The sequence below is a fragment of the Bradyrhizobium yuanmingense genome, assembly GCF_029167105.1.
In the GTDB taxonomy this organism is placed as follows: domain Bacteria; phylum Pseudomonadota; class Alphaproteobacteria; order Rhizobiales; family Xanthobacteraceae; genus Bradyrhizobium; species Bradyrhizobium yuanmingense_A.
Map to the genome: position 1 here is coordinate 251121 of NZ_JARFML010000006.1, position 16097 is coordinate 267217.

The 16097-nt window shown below is 64.7% G+C and carries 19 protein-coding genes; 16 read left to right on the forward strand and 3 right to left on the reverse strand.

The features are described from left to right. Positions 1 to 46 precede the first annotated feature (46 nt). From P0R31_RS10695 to P0R31_RS10735, 9 genes are all read left to right on the forward strand, one after another. Positions 47 to 1504: a 6-hydroxynicotinate reductase gene (locus P0R31_RS10695; protein ID WP_275514070.1), complete on the forward strand. Its 1458-nt coding sequence runs from the start codon at positions 47 to 49 to the stop codon at positions 1502 to 1504. Beyond that, positions 1501 to 2397, forward strand: a complete 897-nt coding sequence (locus P0R31_RS10700) for a UPF0280 family protein (RefSeq protein ID WP_275514038.1) — start codon at positions 1501 to 1503, stop codon at positions 2395 to 2397. The genes P0R31_RS10695 and P0R31_RS10700 overlap by 4 nt, the downstream gene beginning before the upstream one ends. Before the next feature lie 15 nt (positions 2398 to 2412). Continuing rightward, entirely contained in the window at positions 2413 to 2997 is a 585-nt protein-coding gene (locus tag P0R31_RS10705; RefSeq protein WP_275514039.1) for an amino acid synthesis family protein, read from the forward strand. A gap of 32 nt (positions 2998 to 3029) precedes the next feature. Beyond that, positions 3030 to 4232: an ABC transporter substrate-binding protein gene (locus P0R31_RS10710; RefSeq protein WP_275514040.1), complete on the forward strand. Its 1203-nt coding sequence runs from the start codon at positions 3030 to 3032 to the stop codon at positions 4230 to 4232. A 171-nt stretch (positions 4233 to 4403) separates the two neighbouring features. Continuing rightward, the gene (locus P0R31_RS10715; RefSeq protein WP_275514041.1) at positions 4404 to 6293 is read left to right on the forward strand and encodes an ABC transporter permease; all 1890 of its coding nucleotides are present in this window, start codon (positions 4404 to 4406) and stop codon (positions 6291 to 6293) included. Continuing rightward, a complete protein-coding gene (locus P0R31_RS10720) occupies positions 6290 to 7081 on the forward strand; it encodes an ABC transporter ATP-binding protein (RefSeq protein WP_275514042.1) in 792 nt (263 codons plus the stop codon). Before P0R31_RS10715 ends, P0R31_RS10720 begins: the two co-directional genes overlap by 4 nt. Next, complete coding sequence (locus P0R31_RS10725) at positions 7078 to 7782, forward strand: ABC transporter ATP-binding protein (RefSeq protein ID WP_057028850.1); 705 nt, start codon at positions 7078 to 7080, stop codon at positions 7780 to 7782. The genes P0R31_RS10720 and P0R31_RS10725 overlap by 4 nt, the downstream gene beginning before the upstream one ends. 24 nt (positions 7783 to 7806) lie before the next feature. Then, the gene (locus tag P0R31_RS10730) at positions 7807 to 8262 is read left to right on the forward strand and encodes a MarR family winged helix-turn-helix transcriptional regulator (protein ID WP_036001344.1); all 456 of its coding nucleotides are present in this window, start codon (positions 7807 to 7809) and stop codon (positions 8260 to 8262) included. Between the two features lie 162 nt (positions 8263 to 8424). Beyond that, complete coding sequence (locus P0R31_RS10735) at positions 8425 to 8814, forward strand: hypothetical protein (RefSeq protein WP_275514071.1); 390 nt, start codon at positions 8425 to 8427, stop codon at positions 8812 to 8814. A 4-nt stretch (positions 8815 to 8818) separates the two neighbouring features. On the opposite strand, the gene P0R31_RS10740 is transcribed toward P0R31_RS10735, so the two are convergent. After that, positions 8819 to 9520 (reverse strand): hypothetical protein, encoded by a 702-nt coding sequence (locus P0R31_RS10740; RefSeq protein ID WP_275514043.1) that lies wholly within the window; start codon positions 9518 to 9520, stop codon positions 8819 to 8821. Between the two features lie 124 nt (positions 9521 to 9644). Next, positions 9645 to 10841, reverse strand: coding sequence for an amidohydrolase family protein (locus tag P0R31_RS10745; RefSeq protein WP_197946970.1), 1197 nt, complete (start codon positions 10839 to 10841; stop codon positions 9645 to 9647). Between the two features lie 153 nt (positions 10842 to 10994). Between P0R31_RS10745 and P0R31_RS10750 the strand changes: the two genes are divergently transcribed. From P0R31_RS10750 to P0R31_RS10780, 7 genes are all read left to right on the forward strand, one after another. Then, positions 10995 to 11768 carry a ferredoxin--NADP reductase gene (locus tag P0R31_RS10750; protein WP_275514044.1) on the forward strand — a complete coding sequence of 258 codons (774 nt, stop codon included), beginning with the start codon at positions 10995 to 10997 and terminating at the stop codon, positions 11766 to 11768. 189 nt (positions 11769 to 11957) lie between these two features. Then, positions 11958 to 12278, forward strand: a complete 321-nt coding sequence (locus tag P0R31_RS10755) for a hypothetical protein (RefSeq protein ID WP_275514045.1) — start codon at positions 11958 to 11960, stop codon at positions 12276 to 12278. Between the two features lie 99 nt (positions 12279 to 12377). Further along, on the forward strand, positions 12378 to 13649 hold the full coding sequence (locus P0R31_RS10760) for a cytochrome P450 (RefSeq protein WP_275514046.1): 1272 nt from the start codon (positions 12378 to 12380) through the stop codon (positions 13647 to 13649). Positions 13650 to 13797: 148 nt separating this feature from the next. Then, the gene (locus P0R31_RS10765) at positions 13798 to 13983 is read left to right on the forward strand and encodes a hypothetical protein (RefSeq protein WP_275514072.1); all 186 of its coding nucleotides are present in this window, start codon (positions 13798 to 13800) and stop codon (positions 13981 to 13983) included. A 14-nt stretch (positions 13984 to 13997) separates the two neighbouring features. Next, the gene (locus P0R31_RS10770; protein ID WP_025035632.1) at positions 13998 to 14198 is read left to right on the forward strand and encodes a hypothetical protein; all 201 of its coding nucleotides are present in this window, start codon (positions 13998 to 14000) and stop codon (positions 14196 to 14198) included. A gap of 15 nt (positions 14199 to 14213) precedes the next feature. Continuing rightward, positions 14214 to 14477, forward strand: a complete 264-nt coding sequence (locus P0R31_RS10775; protein ID WP_275514047.1) for a hypothetical protein — start codon at positions 14214 to 14216, stop codon at positions 14475 to 14477. A 33-nt stretch (positions 14478 to 14510) separates the two neighbouring features. Then, positions 14511 to 14753: a hypothetical protein gene (locus tag P0R31_RS10780; protein WP_036001316.1), complete on the forward strand. Its 243-nt coding sequence runs from the start codon at positions 14511 to 14513 to the stop codon at positions 14751 to 14753. Positions 14754 to 14788: 35 nt separating this feature from the next. Here P0R31_RS10780 and P0R31_RS10785 read toward each other — a convergent pair whose 3' ends face one another. Further along, positions 14789 to 16039, reverse strand: a complete 1251-nt coding sequence (locus P0R31_RS10785) for a DUF763 domain-containing protein (RefSeq protein WP_275514048.1) — start codon at positions 16037 to 16039, stop codon at positions 14789 to 14791. Between the last annotated feature and the right edge of the window lie 58 nt (positions 16040 to 16097).

The window sequence follows — 16097 nt, forward strand, 5'->3', positions numbered from 1 at the left end:
CATCGTTCGTATACGAATGATAACTGCGATGTCCGCCGACTCCGACATGGTGACAGAAACGACGAGCGCCGTCATCGACAAGATCCGCTGCGATGCTTGTCCGGTGATGTGCTACATCAAGCCGGGCGCGGCGGGTGCCTGCGATCGCTATGCCAATCACGACGGCAAGCTGGTCCGCGTCGATCCGCACGTCATCCTGGAGCGCACCGTCTCTCATGGCGGCAAGCTGGTCCCGTTCAGCCGCACCGAGGACTGGGACGGCAAGATCGTCCATGAGCCCTCGACTTTCGTGACGGCGATCGGCGCAGGCACGACCTATCCCGACTACAAGCCGGCGCCGTTCATCGTTTCCGCGGAGGTCGACGGCGTCGACATGGTGACCGTCGTTACCGAAGGCATCTTCTCCTATTGCGGCATCAAGGTGAAGATCGACACCGACCGCTATCTCGGCCCGGAGACCGCGACCGTGCGCGCGCAGGGCGAGGCGGTCGGCCATGTCACGACCAGCGAATACGGCTCGCAAATGCTGTCGCTCGGCGGCGTGCATCACCTCACCGGCGGCTCCAAGAAGGAGGGCCGCGTCACCTGCGACACGCTGATGGACCTCGCCAATTGCAAGGCGGTGGAGCTCACCATCGATGGCGGCGCCACCGTGGTAGTGCAGGCCGGCCAGCCGCCGATCGTCAACGGCGTGAAGGAAGAGCGCATGCGCGTCGGCTGCGGCTCGGCGACGATCGGCATGTTCGCCAAGCAATGGCACGGCAAGGTCGATGAAGTCGTCGTGGTCGACGACCACATCACCGGCGTGCTCAGCGAGCATCAGGCCGGCAAGCTGCTCGACATCGCCGACACCGGCATCAAGATGAAGGGCCGCCGCTCGACGCCCGGCCGCTATTTTCAGGTGGCCGATCCCGGCACGGGCTGGGGCGGCACCAACATCTCCGATCCCTTGTCGATCCTCGGGCCGTTCGATGCCAAGGAAGCGAAGCCCGGCCTGACCATGCTGATGGTCTCCACCACCGGCGAGCATTCGTCCTATTACGTGCTCGACGAGGCCTTGAAGCCGGTCGAGACCGAGATGCCTGATGACCTGAAGTTTTCGGTCGAGCGCATCCAGGAAAATTGCGAGCCCGCCTTGTGCACGGTGTTGTTCATGGCGGGCGCGGGCGGCTCCTTGCGCGCCGGCGTCACCGACAATCCGGTCCGGCTGACGCGCTCGGTGAAGGATGCGCTGACGCGCGTCACCAGCGGCGGCGCGCCGGTCTACGTCTGGCCCGGCGGCGGCATCACCTACATGGTCGACGTGACGCAGATGCCGTCAGGCGCGTTCGGCTATGTGCCGACACCGGCCCTGGTCGCGCCGATCGAATTCACCATGAAGCTGTCCGACTATGCTGCGCTCGGTGGCCACATGGACTATGTGAAGCCGCTCTCCGAGGTGCAAAGCGGCGACGATGTCCGCCAATTGCCCTGGCAGAACCCGATTCCGGGGCTCCGCACATGACCAGGCTCCCGCAAATCGCATTGCTGTCTGATGGCCGGCGGCTGCATTTGCAGGATGGACCGATCGATCTGATCGTGGAGGCGAGGGGACGCACGGATGCGGTGCGGTCCGCCTATGAGGCTGCGGCGCTGCGGTTCACTGGATTGCTCGACGAGCTTTGCGCGGAGCTGCCGCAATTGCGCTCCGCCGCTGAGACGCGCACGTCGCTAAAGGGCGTTGTCGCCCGCCGCATGCACGCTGCTGTCGCGCCTTATGCCGCCGATTGCTTCATCACGCCGATGGCGGCCGTTGCCGGCAGCGTCGCGGAGGAGATTCTGGCCGCGGTGCTGCGCGCTGCGGCGCTCGATCGGGCTTACGTCAACAATGGCGGCGACATTGCGCTGCATCTCAGTGTGGGCGAGCATTTTTCGGTCGGCCTGATGGATCGGCCCGACCGCGACGGCGTGATGCGGAGGCTGCGGATCGATGCGGACGACCCGGTGCGGGGCGTTGCGACCAGCGGCCGGCACGGCCGCAGCTTTTCGCTCGGGATCGCCGATGCCGTGACCGTGCTGGCCGCAACCGCTTCGCAGGCCGATGCGGCCGCGACCGTGATCGCCAACGCCGTCGATCTGCCCGGGCATCCCGCCATTATCCGAAGGCCGGCGAACGAGCTTCAGCCCGACAGCGATCTGGGCGCACGCCTTGTGACGCGCGGTGTCGGCGAGCTGTCTCACGATGAGATCGCAGCCGCGCTTGAATCTGGCGCGGAATGTGCACGGCAATTGTTCGATCGCGGACTGATCGAAGGTGCCGTGCTGCGGCTTTGTGGTGATATGCTTGTCATCGGAACAAAGGATATAGAAGAGCAACGATCGCGCCCGCGTGTGCTGGAGAACGCGGTCCATGCCTGAACAGGGAAGCGAAACATGAGCGCGATCATCCGCAAGATCGTCACCGTCGTCGAAGAGACGCAGATGGAGATGGGACGCCAGGTGTCGCCGCCGACCCGGCGTGCCGCCGCGATCGCCGTGATCGAAAATCCTTTCGCCGGAAAATATGTCGAGGATCTTTCGCCGCTGATCGCGATCGGCGAGGAGTTGGGCGAGCTCCTGTCGAAGCGCGCGGTGGCGGCGCTCGGCATCGATGGCGCCAAGGCACATAGCTACGGCAAGGCCGCGGCCGTCGGCGAGAACGGCGAGCTGGAGCATGCCGCCGCGATCCTCCACCCCAAGATGGGCGCGCCGGTGCGCAAGGTTCTGGGCAAGGGCGCGGCGCTGATTCCCTCCTCGAAGAAGCGCAGCGGTCCGGGCACGACGCTGGACATTCCGCTCGGGCACAAGGACGCGGCCTTCGTGCGCAGCCATTTCGACGGCATGGAAGTGCAGGTCAACGATGCGCCGCGTGCCAACGAGATCATGGTCGCGGTCGCCGTCACCGACAGCGGCCGTCCGCTGCCGCGCGTCGGCGGGCTGACGGTTGCTGAGATCAAGGGCGAAGACGGTCTGAGATAGAAGTCGTAAGCGAGTTCAAACTGGAGGTTGGGATGCGAGCAAGAAATACTTTCGTCGGCGCGGCCTTCGCGCTTCTGGCAGGCGGCATGGCTCATTCGGCCCTGGCGCAGGACATCAAGATCGGCGAGATCAACAGCTATTCGTTGCTGCCGGCGTTCACCGAGCCCTATCGCAAGGGCTGGCAGCTTGCAGTCGAGGAAGTCAACGCGGCCGGCGGCATCAACGGCAAGAAGCTCGTCGTCATCTCCAAGGACGATGGCGGCAAGCCGGCGGACGCGCAGACCGCGGCCAACGAGCTCGTCTCGAGCGAGGGCGTCGCGATGCTCGCCGGCACGTTCCTGTCGAACATCGGTCTTGCGGTCTCTGACTTCGCCAACCAGAAGAAGGTGTTCTTCCTCGCGGCCGAGCCGCTCACGGACGCCATCACCTGGTCCAAGGGCAACAAGTACACTTTCCGCCTGCGTCCCTCCAACTATATGCAGGCGGCGATGCTGGTGGAAGCCGCCAGCAAGCTGCCGGCCAAGCGCTGGGCGACGATCGCGCCGAACTACGAGTACGGCCAGTCGGCGGTCGCGGTGTTCAAGAAGCTGATGTCGGAGAAGCGCCCGGACATCCAGTGGGTCGACGAGCAATGGCCGCCGCAGGGCAAGATCGACGCCGGCCCGGTGGTGCAGGCGGTTGCCGCCGCCAACCCGGAAGCGATCCTCAATGTCACGTTCGGCGCGGATCTCGTCAAGCTCGTGCGCGAAGGCAACACCCGCGGCCTGTTCAAGGGGCGCGAGGTCGTCTCCTTCCTGACCGGCGAGCCCGAATATCTCGACCCGCTCAAGGACGAGACGCCGGAGGGCTGGATCGTCACCGGCTATCCCTGGTACTCGATCAAGACGCCCGAGCATGATGCGTTCCTGAAAGCGTATCAGGCGAAGTACAATGATTATCCGCGGCTCGGTTCGATCGTCGGCTATCAGACCATCAAGGCATCGGCCGCGATTCTCGCCAAGGCCGGCTCGACCGATCCGGAGAAGCTGATTGCCGCTGCGGAAGGGCTGTCCATGCCATCGCCGTTCGGCGAGATCACCTTCCGCAAGATCGACCACCAGTCGACGCTCGGGGCCTTCGTCGGCAAGACCGCACTTAAGGACGGCAAGGGCGTGATGGTGGATTCGTCCTACAAGAAGGGCGCGGACTATCTGCCCAGCGATGCCGAAGTCGCGAAGCTGCGCCCGAAGGATTGATCGTTCTCTATCTCTCCCTCTCCCGCTCTTCGCGGGGAGAGGGTCGGGGTGAGGGGCTCTCTCCACGCCCCGCGCTCGTGGAGAGAGCCCCTCACCCGGATCGCAAGGGCGATCCGACCTCTCCCCGCAAGAGCGGGGAGAGGTGAAATTCAGACCTAACCCGGACCGCCGATGGCCTTTTACGTCGTACAGTTTCTGACCGGTCTCGCCAGCGCAGCGTCGCTGTTCCTGGTGGCCTCGGGCCTGTCGATCATCTTCGGCGTGACCCGGATCGTGAATTTCGCGCATGGCGCCTTCTACATGATCGGCGCCTACATCGCCTTCACGCTGACCGAGCGCCTGTCCGGCGCGTTCGGCTTCTGGGGCGGCATCGTGCTGGCCGCGTTCGCGGTGGCGCTGATCGGCGTCATCGTCGAGATGGTGCTGCTCCGACGCATCTATCATGCGCCCGAGCTGTTTCAGCTGCTCGCGACCTTCGGCCTGACCTTGATGGTCGAGGATCTCGTCGTGCTGATCTGGGGGCCGGACGATCTCGTCGGCCGCCGCGCGCCGGGCTTCAGGGGCGCCATCGATTTCTTCGGCCAGAACATTCCGAGCTACGACCTGTTCCTGATCGTGCTCGGACCCGTCGTGCTCGGCATTCTCTGGCTGCTGTTCCAGCGCACGCGCTGGGGCGTGCTGGTGCGCGCGGCGACGCAGGACCGCGACATGGTGGCAGCCCTCGGCGTCAATCAAAAATGGCTGTTCACGAGCGTGTTCGCCGTCGGCGTCTTCCTCGCAGCGCTCGGCGGCGCGCTTCAGATCCCGCGCGATGCGGTGCATCACGCCATGGATCTGCGGATCATCGTCGAGGTCTTCGTCGTGGTCGTGATCGGCGGCCTCGGCAGCATCGTCGGCGCTTTCGTCGCGGCGGTGCTGGTCTCCGAGCTGAATGCCTTCGGCATCCTGATCTTCCCGAAGATCTCCATCATCCTGGTTTTCCTGGTGATGGCGGTGGTGCTGATCGTGCGTCCCTGGGGCCTGTTCGGCAAGCCGGAGGCGGCCGCGCGCAAGACGCCGGGTCTCACCGTCAATCCCTGGCGGCCGCTGACCTCGAACGAGCGGCTGATGGCGCTTGCGGCGCTGATCGTCGCAGCGATGCTGCCGCTGTTCGCCGGCAACTATCTGCTGACCGTGGGCTCGGAGATCGCGATTTTCGTGATCTTCGCCGTCAGCCTTCACTTCCTGATGTCGGTCGGCGGCCTCGCATCGTTCGGGCACGCCGCCTATTTCGGCCTGGGCGCCTATGGCATCGCCTTCCTCGCCAAGATGGCGGGACTGCCGATGATCGTCTGCCTGCTGCTCGGGCCGCTGCTCGGCTGCATGGGCGCGGCGGTGTTCGGCTTCTTCGCGGTGCAGCTCTCCGGCGTCTATTTCGCGATGCTGACGCTCGCCTTCGCGCAGATCGTCTGGTCGATCGCGTTCCAGTGGGTGAACGTGACCGGCGGCGACAACGGCATTCTCGGCCTCTGGCCATCGAGCTGGGCGGCAAGTCCGTCGCGCTTCTATTGGCTTTCGCTCGGCGTCGCGGCGCTGGTGACCGTCGCGCTGCGGGCCATGGTGTTCTCGCCGTTCGGCTACGCGCTTCGTGCCACGCGCGACTCAGGTCTGCGCAGCGAAGCCATCGGCATCGATGCCAAGCGGATCCAGTGGACCGCCTTCGTGATTGCCGGCACGACCGCCGGCATCGGCGGCGCACTGTTCGCCTACCTCAAGGGCAGCGTGTTCCCCGACAATCTCGGCATCTCGCTGTCGGTCGACGCGCTGGTGATGGTGCTGCTCGGCGGCGTCGAGACGGTGTCGGGCGCGGTGATCGGCGCCATCGTCTACAAGGCTTTGAACATCTGGCTGGTGAGCCAGACCGATCTGTCGAAGCTCGTGCTCGGGGGCTTCATCATGCTGATCGTCGTCGTCTTCCCCAAGGGCATCGTCGGCACGCTGGAGATGCTGGCGCAGCGCCGCAAGAAAGCCTCGCCGCCGGGATCACCCTTGCTCGCCAAGCCGATCGAGTCTGCCGAATGAGCGTCGCACCTCCACTTCTCGCGGTCGAAGGCCTGACCAAATCCTATGGCGGCATCCATGCCGTGCGCGGCGTCTCGTTCTCGTTGCGGGCCGGCGAGATCCTGGCGCTGATCGGGCCGAACGGCGCAGGCAAAAGCACCTGCTTCGATATGCTCAACGGCCAGAACATGCCTGACAGCGGGCACGTTCGCCTGCTGGGCGAGGAGATCACCGGCCGGAAGCCGCGGGAGGTCTGGCGGCTCGGCGTCGGCCGCACATTCCAGATCACCGCGACCTTCGCCACCATGACCGTGCGCGAGAACGTGCAGGTCGCGCTGATCTCGCACGGCAAGCAGCTGTTCAATCTGTTCGGCTCGGCGCCGAAGTTCGATCGCGGCGAGGCCGGCCGCCTGCTCGAGCTGGTCGGCATGGGCGGCTATGCGGACCGTCCCTGCGGCGAGCTTGCCTATGGCGATCTCAAGCGGCTCGAGCTTGCGGTTGCGCTCGCCAACCAGCCCAAACTGCTGCTGATGGACGAGCCGACGGCCGGCATGGCACCGCGCGAGCGCGTCGAACTGATGCGGCTGACCGCGCGCATTGCCCGGGAAAAATCCATCGGCGTTCTCTTCACCGAGCACGACATGGACGTGGTGTTCGAGCATGCCGACCGCATCCTCGTGCTCAACCGCGGGACGTTGATCGCGGAGGGCTCGCCGGCGGAAGTGCGCGGCAATCCCCAGGTACAGGCGGTCTATCTCGGCGAGGGCCTGGTCTACGATTCCCGCCACCGCGAGGGAGCCTCCACATGAAGCTCACGGTGCAGGACCTCAACAGCCATTATGGTCCGGCGCATATCCTGTTCGACATCGGCTTCGAGGTCGGCGAGGGCGAGGTCGTGGCACTGCTGGGACGCAACGGCGCCGGCAAGTCGACGACGTTCCGCTCGATCGTCGGCCTCGTCGCGCAGCGCTCCGGCCGCATCACGTTCGAGGGCAAGGACGTCTCGACGAAACCGACGCACGAGATCGTGCGCGAGGGCCTCGGCTACGTGCCGGAGGAGCGGCGCATCTTCACGGACCTGACCGTCGAGGAAAACCTCGAAGTCGGCCGCCAGCCGAAGCGTCCGAACGCGCCGCACTGGACGCGCGAAAAGCTGTTCGCGCTGTTTCCAAACCTGGGCGAGATGAAGAACCGCCCGGGCGGACGAATGAGCGGCGGCGAGCAGCAGATGCTCACCATCGCGCGCACGCTGATGGGCAATCCCTCGCTGGTGCTGCTGGACGAGCCGTCGGAGGGCCTGTCGCCGAAGATCGTGGAGCAGATGGTCGATGCCATCCTGACCATGAAGAAGGAAGGCGTCAGCATCGTCGTCTCCGAGCAAAATCTGCATTTCGCGCGGCTGATTTCGGATCGCGCCTACATCATCGAGCGCGGCCGCATCTGCTTCGGCGGCACCATGGCCGAGCTCGACGCGCGCCCGGATATCCGCGACGCGCATCTGTCGTTGTGAGGCAAGGGGAAGGGCTGCGAACGGATGGCGAGAAGCGTTGCGGCAAAGAAAAGTGTCAAACCGGCGAAACCGCCTTACGTGCTCGACGAACAGGTCGGCTTCATCCTGCGCCAGGTCTGGCAGCGCCACAGCTCGATCTTCGCCCGCGACATCGGCACCAATCTGACGCCGACGCAATGGGCGGCGCTGTCGAAATTGGCCGAGACCGGGCCGTGCTCGCAGAATCAGCTCGGGCGCCTGACGGCGATGGACGTCGCGACCATCAAGGGCGTGATCGATCGTCTCACCGCGCGCGGCCTCACCGAGACGAGCCAGGATCCCGAGGACGGCCGCCGCCTGCTGGTGAGCCTGACCCGCGCCGGACAGCAGCTTGCCGAAAAGCTGGCGCCGAACGCGCTGGCGATCACCCGCGAGACGCTGGCGCCGCTCGAGGCGAAAGAGCGCGAGACGCTGATGATGCTGCTCAACAAGCTCAGGTGAAGGTTTCGTAGGGCGGGCAAGGCGAACCCTGCCCGCCATCCTTTTTCGAGTCGCAAAAATCGTGGGCACGGCGCTTCGCGCCTTTTGCCCACCCTAGCGCAGTTGAACAAGGTGCCGGAACTGGCGACTAACCTCGATGAAGGGGTTATCGAGGTTTTGGTCATGAGAGTTGCGAGACGCATTGCGGTTGTCTTGAGTTTTGGTGCCGTGCTCGTCGGCGCAAGCGCTGCCGCCTTGGCGGCGCAGCCTTACGAAGGCTTCTGGGCCTCGACCAAAAAGGACTGTCGCGACGACGACAGTCCCAACCGCATGAGCATCGAGGGCGGCAATCGCCTCTACTGGTACGAGACGCGGTGCCGCGCCAGCGAGATCACGGCCGACGGCAGGCTCGGCTGGAAAATGAAGCTGGCCTGCGAAGGCGAGGGCGAAAAATCTCGCTCCAATCCTCGCGTCTCTGTCGCTGCGGATGGCAGGCTGGTGATGGACAACGGTCCAGTTGGGCGGGCCAAGCGCCAGACCTATGTGCGCTGTGAGATTGCGAAGAAGCGCTGATCTCTCACGTCTTTCCCGGCCATTTGGCGCGGTAGCGGATTTCGCTGCCGTCACCAAGCCGCCGCCACGTTCCGAATTCCGGCGTATGCGGCGCCCGGGCCGTCAAGTCGCTCGGATAGATCCGGCTCGGCTGGCCCTGGATGTTGACGGCGAGCTGCCGGTGCGAGGTTCGAAACGCCAGCTCGACTTCGCCGGCGATAACCGCCTGGTCGCCGTCGCGATAGAACGCGGCCGGACTGACTTCGCCCGGCATGGTGTTGAGGTCAGTCTGCAATTCGATGGTGATGCCCTGCGCTGATGTCGGCACTGTAATCCCTGCCGGAAAGCGCACCTCGAACACGAGCAGGGGATTGGCGCCGTTGCGGTTGAGCCAGGGCGTTGCGGTCGCGTATGCGTACGCAATGTAGGCGCCGAGGCCGGCGGTGCAGAGCAGGGCGAGCATGCCGAGCGACTTCAAGCTGTTCCGCGCGACGCCGCCGACGCCTGCGTCCTGCCCTGCATCTTTGCCTGAACGCGTCACGAGCCAATTGGCGAGAACCGCGCCGGCGATCGCGCCCATGGGCGAGTAGACGAACAGTCCCAGCAGACCCGATGTGATCGGATCTGCCCGGTCGTCGGCACCGAGCAGGGAGAACAGCACAAAGATCGCGATATAGCCCGCCACCGCGCCAGCGACGCCGACGGCGATCCGTGATGAGTTCTTCATGTCTCGCTCGATGGTCAACAATGAACTGCCGCCGCCGAGGGCTGCCTGCGTTAGACGCAACAGGCTTGCGACTTGTTCAATGCCTTCGAGGGACAATGCGGAGCGGCGGGCCGCTCGGGCCGCATCACTTCGCCACCACCTCCGGCACCTTGCCGGCCGGCGGCGTGTTGCGGCTGCGCTGGGTGCGCACGATGCCGTCGATGATGGTCATGCCGATGCCGGGGAGGTCGCCGAGCTGGACGCTCTCCAGGATGTTCTTGCCCGGCGAGTGCTGGGCCTTGTCCATGATGACGAAGTCGGCGGAGCGGCCGACCTCGATCAGGCCGCAATCGAGCTGACGCATCCGCGCGGTGTTGCCGGTGGCAAGGCAGAATGCGATCTCGGCCGGGAGGTCGCCGAGCGAGGACAGCATCGAGACCATGCGCAGAATGCCGAGCGGCTGCACGCCGGAGCCGGCGGGTGCGTCGGTGCCGAGGATGACGCGGTGCAGGTCGCCCATCTCGCGGGCGGTGCGCAGCGTGAACAGCGCCGAGCGCTCATTGCCATTGTGCACGAGCTCGAGACCGCGCTTGCAACCCTCGCAGATGCAGCGGATCTGGTCGTCGGGCAGGGCGGTGTGGCCGCCATTGATGTGGCCGACCACGTCGGTGTCGGCCTCCAGCACCACGTCCTTGTCGATCAGCCCGGAGCCGGGGATCGACGGGCCGCCGGTGTGGATGGTGCTCTGGATACCGTATTTGCGCGCCCAGCCGACCATTTTCCGCGCCGTCGGGCCGTCCTTGACGCCGCCGAGGCCGACCTCGCCGAGCAGCTTGACGCCGTTCGCCGCCATCTCCTTGAAGTCTTCTTCCACCATCTCGCATTCGATCACCGGCGCGCCGGCGTGAACCTTCACGCCGCCGGGACGCAAGGTCCAGAATGCGCGCTGGGCGAACACGGCCATGGCCTTGAGGCCGACGACGTCGCGGGGGCGGCCGGGCATGTGCACCTCGCCGGCGGAGATCATGGTGGTGACGCCGCCGTGGAGATAGCTGTCGATCCAGTTGATCTGGTTCTGACGCGGCGTCCAGTCGCCGGCGACAGGGTGGACGTGGCTGTCGATCAGGCCCGGCGCCACTGTGGTGCCGTTGGCGTCGACGATGGTGGTGGCGCCTTCGGTATTGACGTCCTTGAAGCGGCCGATCGCGCTGATCTTACCGTTCTCGGCGACGATGGTGTCGCCGTCCAGGATCGGCTTTTCCAAAGCGCCGGACAGGATCAGGCCGATATTGCGGATCACCAGCTTGGAGGGTCCGGTGGCCTGGGGTGCGTCATGCGCCATGGAAGGGGCTCCTTATTCCTACTGCAACGCTTCCGATCTTGGGCAGCCTTGACCGCGGGATCAAGCCGGATTATTCATTAGTATACGAATGATCGTGTACAAACGACGCAGCTGCCGGCCTCGGAACCGCAATCGACGCGACAGGAAGGTGAGATGAGCAATTTCAATCAAGAAAGCGTTTTGAGCGTCCACCACTGGACCGATACGCTGTTCTCCTTCAAGACCACCCGCACCCCGACCTTCCGCTTCCGCAACGGCGAATTTACCATGATCGGGCTCAAGGTCGGCGAGAAGCCGCTGCTGCGGGCCTACAGCGTCGCCAGCGCCAATTACGAGGACACGCTGGAGTTCTTCTCGATCAAGGTGCCGGACGGCCCGCTGACTTCGCGCCTCCAGCATTTGAAGGAAGGCGACGAGATCATCGTCAGCCGCAAGGCCACCGGCACGCTAGTGATCGACAACCTGGAAGAGGGCCGCAACCTCTACCTCATCGGCACGGGTACGGGCCTTGCGCCGTTCCTGAGCGTGATCAAGGATCCCGAGACCTATGAGCGGTTCGAGAAGGTGGTGCTGCTGCACGGCTGCCGGCACGTCAAGGAACTCGCGTATGGCGAGATGATCACCGAGCATCTGCCGAAGGACGAATTGCTCGGCGAGTACATCCAGAAACAGCTGATCTACTACCCGACCGTGACGCGCGATCCCTTCCGCAACCGTGGCCGCATCACGGACCTCGTCACCTCGGGCAAGCTTTTCACCGACATCGGCCTTCCGGTGCTGGACGCCGCCCACGACCGCGTCATGATCTGCGGCAGCCCGGCCCTGGTGGCGGACACCCGCGTCCTCTTAGGCGAGCGCGGCTTCGTCGAGGGCAATCACGGCGAACCGGCCCAGTTCGTGGTCGAGAAGGCGTTCGCCGAGCGCTGAAGCGTTTTCGAGCGAAGTGGATACCGGTTCGCGTCAAGAAAACGCGTCCAAATAAGAATCTAGAGCCCGTTCCGGGGCTCCAGATTCGGAATTTCTGCGCGAGAAGATCGCATTTTCGCCACCGCCGGGGCGTTGCGGTGCCAATTCGGCGCACGATACTATGTGGGACCGAATCAGCGGAGTTCCCACATGGTTGCGGACAGCGACAGCAACATCGCCTGGCACCGGGTTCAGTTGAAGAAGAACCGCGCCGAGCTGAAGGCGCTGGAGACCGCGCGCTTCACGATGGGCGAGATCGCCACCTCGAAGCGCAACGGCCAGACGCAGAAGACGATCGCGGAACTCAAGCGGAAGATCGCACAGTCGGAGCGTGCCATCGCCGATCACGACAAACGGACGCGCCGTCCACTCGCAACCGACCTGCAGAGCCTCAGCAACGGCAGCTGGAGCCATTGGGACGCCTACACCCAACAGCGCAAGACCGGCCAGCGCTCCTCCGGGCGCGGATAGGCGCGGCTCGCCACGCCTGCGGCCGAGGAGCACGCGCCCTTGCGCCGGCCGCGCCGCGCACCATCTCGGTGATACGCCACTGATCGCGCCGGGGGTGCCATGACAGCGCGCCTCGATTTCACCAGCGAGGCCTTCTTTCGCGATCCGCCCAAGGCGATCGCGACGTTGCGCATGTCCGCACCCGTGGTCGCGACGCGGTTTCCCATCATTGGCAATGTCTGGATCACCACGACCCATGACGCCACCGCGCAGGTCCTGAAGGACGGCGCGACCTTCACCTTGCGCAAGGAGGATGGCGATATCGCGGGCTTGCGCTGGTGGATGCCGAGGTTCGTCAGGACCATCGCCAACAACATGCTGACGATGGACGAGCCGGATCACACGCGGCTGCGCAGCATCGTCGACGAAGCGTTTCGCCGCCGCGCGATCGTTGCGATGGAGCCGCGCATCCGGGCCATCGCTGACGGCCTGGCCGACGAGCTGTTCGCGCAAGGATCCCCGGCCGATCTGGTCGAGCGCTATGCGCGCATCTTGCCGCTCGCGGTGATCTCGGAGCTGCTCGGCCTGCCGCTCGCAGATCGTCCAAAGTTCATCGCCTGGGCGAACGCGATATCCTCGCTGACGAATGTAGTCAGCTTCTTCCGCCTGCTGTTCGCGGTGCGCAAGATGCGCGCCTACCTCGAGCAGCAGTTGCAGATCGCGCGCGTGCACGGCGGCGAGGGCCTGATTGCCGAGCTGATTCAGGTCGAGCGCGAAGGCGGCCAGATCACGCCGGATGAAATGGTCTCAATGGTGTTTCTGTTGCTCGGGGCGGGATCGGAAACCACCACCCATCTCATCAGCGGTTCCGTCTACGAGCTGCTCAGGAATCCCGAGCTGCGCGACTGGCTGGAACAGGATTGGAGCCGTGTCGGGCTCGCGGTCGAGGAGTTCCTGCGCTTTGTCTCGCCTGTGCAATTCTCCAAGCCACGCTACGTGCGGCGCGATGTCGAGGTCGAGGGCGTGCGCCTGAAGAAGGGCGATCGCGTCATGGTGATGCTCGCCGCTGCGAACATGGATCCCGCGGTACATGATCGTTCCGAGACCCTCGATCTCGAACGCAAGCCGAACCGCCATATCTCATTCGGCACGGGAATCCACTTCTGCCTCGGCCATCAGCTCGCGCGCATCGAGGCGGCCCGCGCGCTGGAGGCGCTGTTCGCGCGTTGGCCGAAATTGAGTCTTGCCGTCGATGCCGCTGAAATCCGCTGGCGCAAGCGGCCGGGCTTGCGCGCGATCGCGAAGCTTCCTGTCACGGCAGAGGGCCGCGGAACAGAGACGACTGCGCGCAGCGGAACGAGGGACGATCGTTCCCTCACCGCGGCGAACTGACGTCGGCGGCGCCCTTTCGGAAAATCTTCGCCTGTTGTGATCGGCCAGGAACGGTGTGCCGTTCGTGCTGTTGTCCTCCCGACATGGCGCGGAGGGGAGTTCCTTGGGGCGCATGTCGCAGATCGACGTCTTAACGGGAGACAAGATCATGGCCAGCAAGATGCCACCTGTTCCACCGGACAATCAGAGCCGCAAGGGAACCGGCGATCGCAAGCAAATGTCCGCCGATCAGATGCCGCACGGTCAGGAGCGTATACAGAATCCGGACCAGCAGGGACAGCAGGGCAACATCAAGCAGAACACGACCAATCAAGGCTATCAGCAAGATCGCTGAGGAGGACGACATTCATGTCGACATCCACAAAGACACCGAACAGCATTCGTCAGGGCGGACCCGGCGCCTCGCATGAGAACGCGAAGGCACCGCTTCAGGTAAAGAAGCCGCCGGCGGACGATCCGCAGCGCAGTCACAGCCGGGTTTCCGGCGGCGGTGGAGAGCATGATTCCCATCACAGGCACGACGAGGCCGGAAAGGGCGGGGGCAGGTGACGATTGGAGATCAGCATGCAAGGCAAGAAGACCCACGAGCAGCAGGTGCGCATTCTGGAACGCAAGCCTGATGTTCCCGATGCGAGGGAGCTCGATCAGGCGTCTGGCCGCAACGTCGAGAATGCTGCCGCTCATCGCGCGCGGCCGGAAGCTCGTCACAGCGAGTTTCCAGTGAGCCGCGGCGGCCTCAACCAGGAGAGCGATCACAACAAGCACAACGATCCCGGCCAGAGCGGCCACAAGCCGCCCAAACCGACGACGGCACAACAGAAGCACTAATCTTCAGAAAGACCACTGCAAGAGGAGAGACTGATGCCTGGTGGGCATGGCAGCAAGACGCACTTCAGATCGGGCATGCATGGCAAGGGCGACGGCACTGGCGCATTGACCGACGTGCCGAAGGAGATGATCGGCGACAACATGGTCCTGTCCAACCGAGACAAGAAACAGCATTCGGACATTCGTGGCATGGACGGCAAGTCCATCCAGACCGAACAATATCAGGACCACGCAGCAAACCGGCTCGATGAGAAGCCGGAGGCCGACGAGACCTGAGAGGGCGTTCCTTCCGCCAACTTGCGGACCGGTGTTCAGCCGGTCCGCTTTTTTGTGGGTGCAAGGTCACGCTCCCAGCCGAACACCGAACGTCCGTCGAGCTCCGGCGAGGCCGCACGCTCACCGGCGATGAAAGCATCGACTGAAGGGCCGCGCGCGGTCCGCTCCAACCGCCGTGCCTGGTCGTCGAGGCGCTTGATCGCCTGCATCTCTTCGTCGCGCCCGAGCTTCGCGCTCTGGATCGCGCCCTTCAGCACCCGGATGGTCTCGTCATAGACCTTGATCGGAACCGGGTAGGGATGCCGGTCCTTGCCGCCATGTGCGAGCGAGAAACGCGCGGGGTCGGTGAAACGATAGGGCGCGCCGTGCACGACCTCCGCGACCATGGCCAGCGAGCGCACCGTGCGCGCGCCGACGCCCGGCGTCAGCAGCAGCTCCGGAAAATCCATCGGGCCGCGTTCGGCTGCAGCGGCGAGCGTGCCGTGCAGGCGGCGCGCGAACACGTCCTTCGGCCGCACATCATGATGCGCAGGCATGATCAGATGCGGCAGCATGCCTTGCGCCGGCGTGGACGGGGTCCCCGCGAGCCTCTCGAATTCGGAGACGATGCGATCCGGGCCGAGGTCGGAGAGCAGCTCGAGCTGTGCCGTCCGAGACAGATCGGCGCGATGATCGGTGAGATTGACGATCTCCCCCTGCTGCGGCCCGTCGATTGCGCTGTGCGGCGTATCGACAAAGCTTTTCAGCGCCTCGGAGTGCCAGTGATAGCGTCGTGCCTGCCGCTTGTCGCCGTTCATGCCCTGCTGCACCACCGTCCATTTGCCTTCAGTGGTGACGAAGAAGCCGTGCAGGTAAAGGTCAAAGCCGTCCTGGACCGCGGCGCTATCGACCTTGGCGACCAGACGGCTGGCCCGGGTCAGCTTGATGCCGTCGAATCCGACGCGGTCGCCGAGTTGCAACAGCTCGTCCGGCGTCTTGCGCGAATGCTGACCGCGACCGCCACAGATGTAAATCCCGAGCTCGTCCTGGAGCGGTCCGAGCCCGCGCTTCAGCGCGCCGATCACGGAGGTGGTGATTCCGGAGGAGTGCCAGTCCATTCCCATCACGGCGCCAAACGACTGGAACCAGAATGGATGCGACAGGCGCTGCAGAAACGCGTCGCGGCCGTAATGATGCACGATCGCCTGGGTGACGATCGCCCCGAGCGAGGACATGCGACTTACCAGCCAGGGCGGAACCCGCCCGGTGTGAAGAGGAAGATCGGCGCTGCCGGTTCGTCGAGTCATGAGTGCCTCAACCTAGCGCAGTTGGGTCACGGATGCATCAGCGGAATGCTGCGTTGCA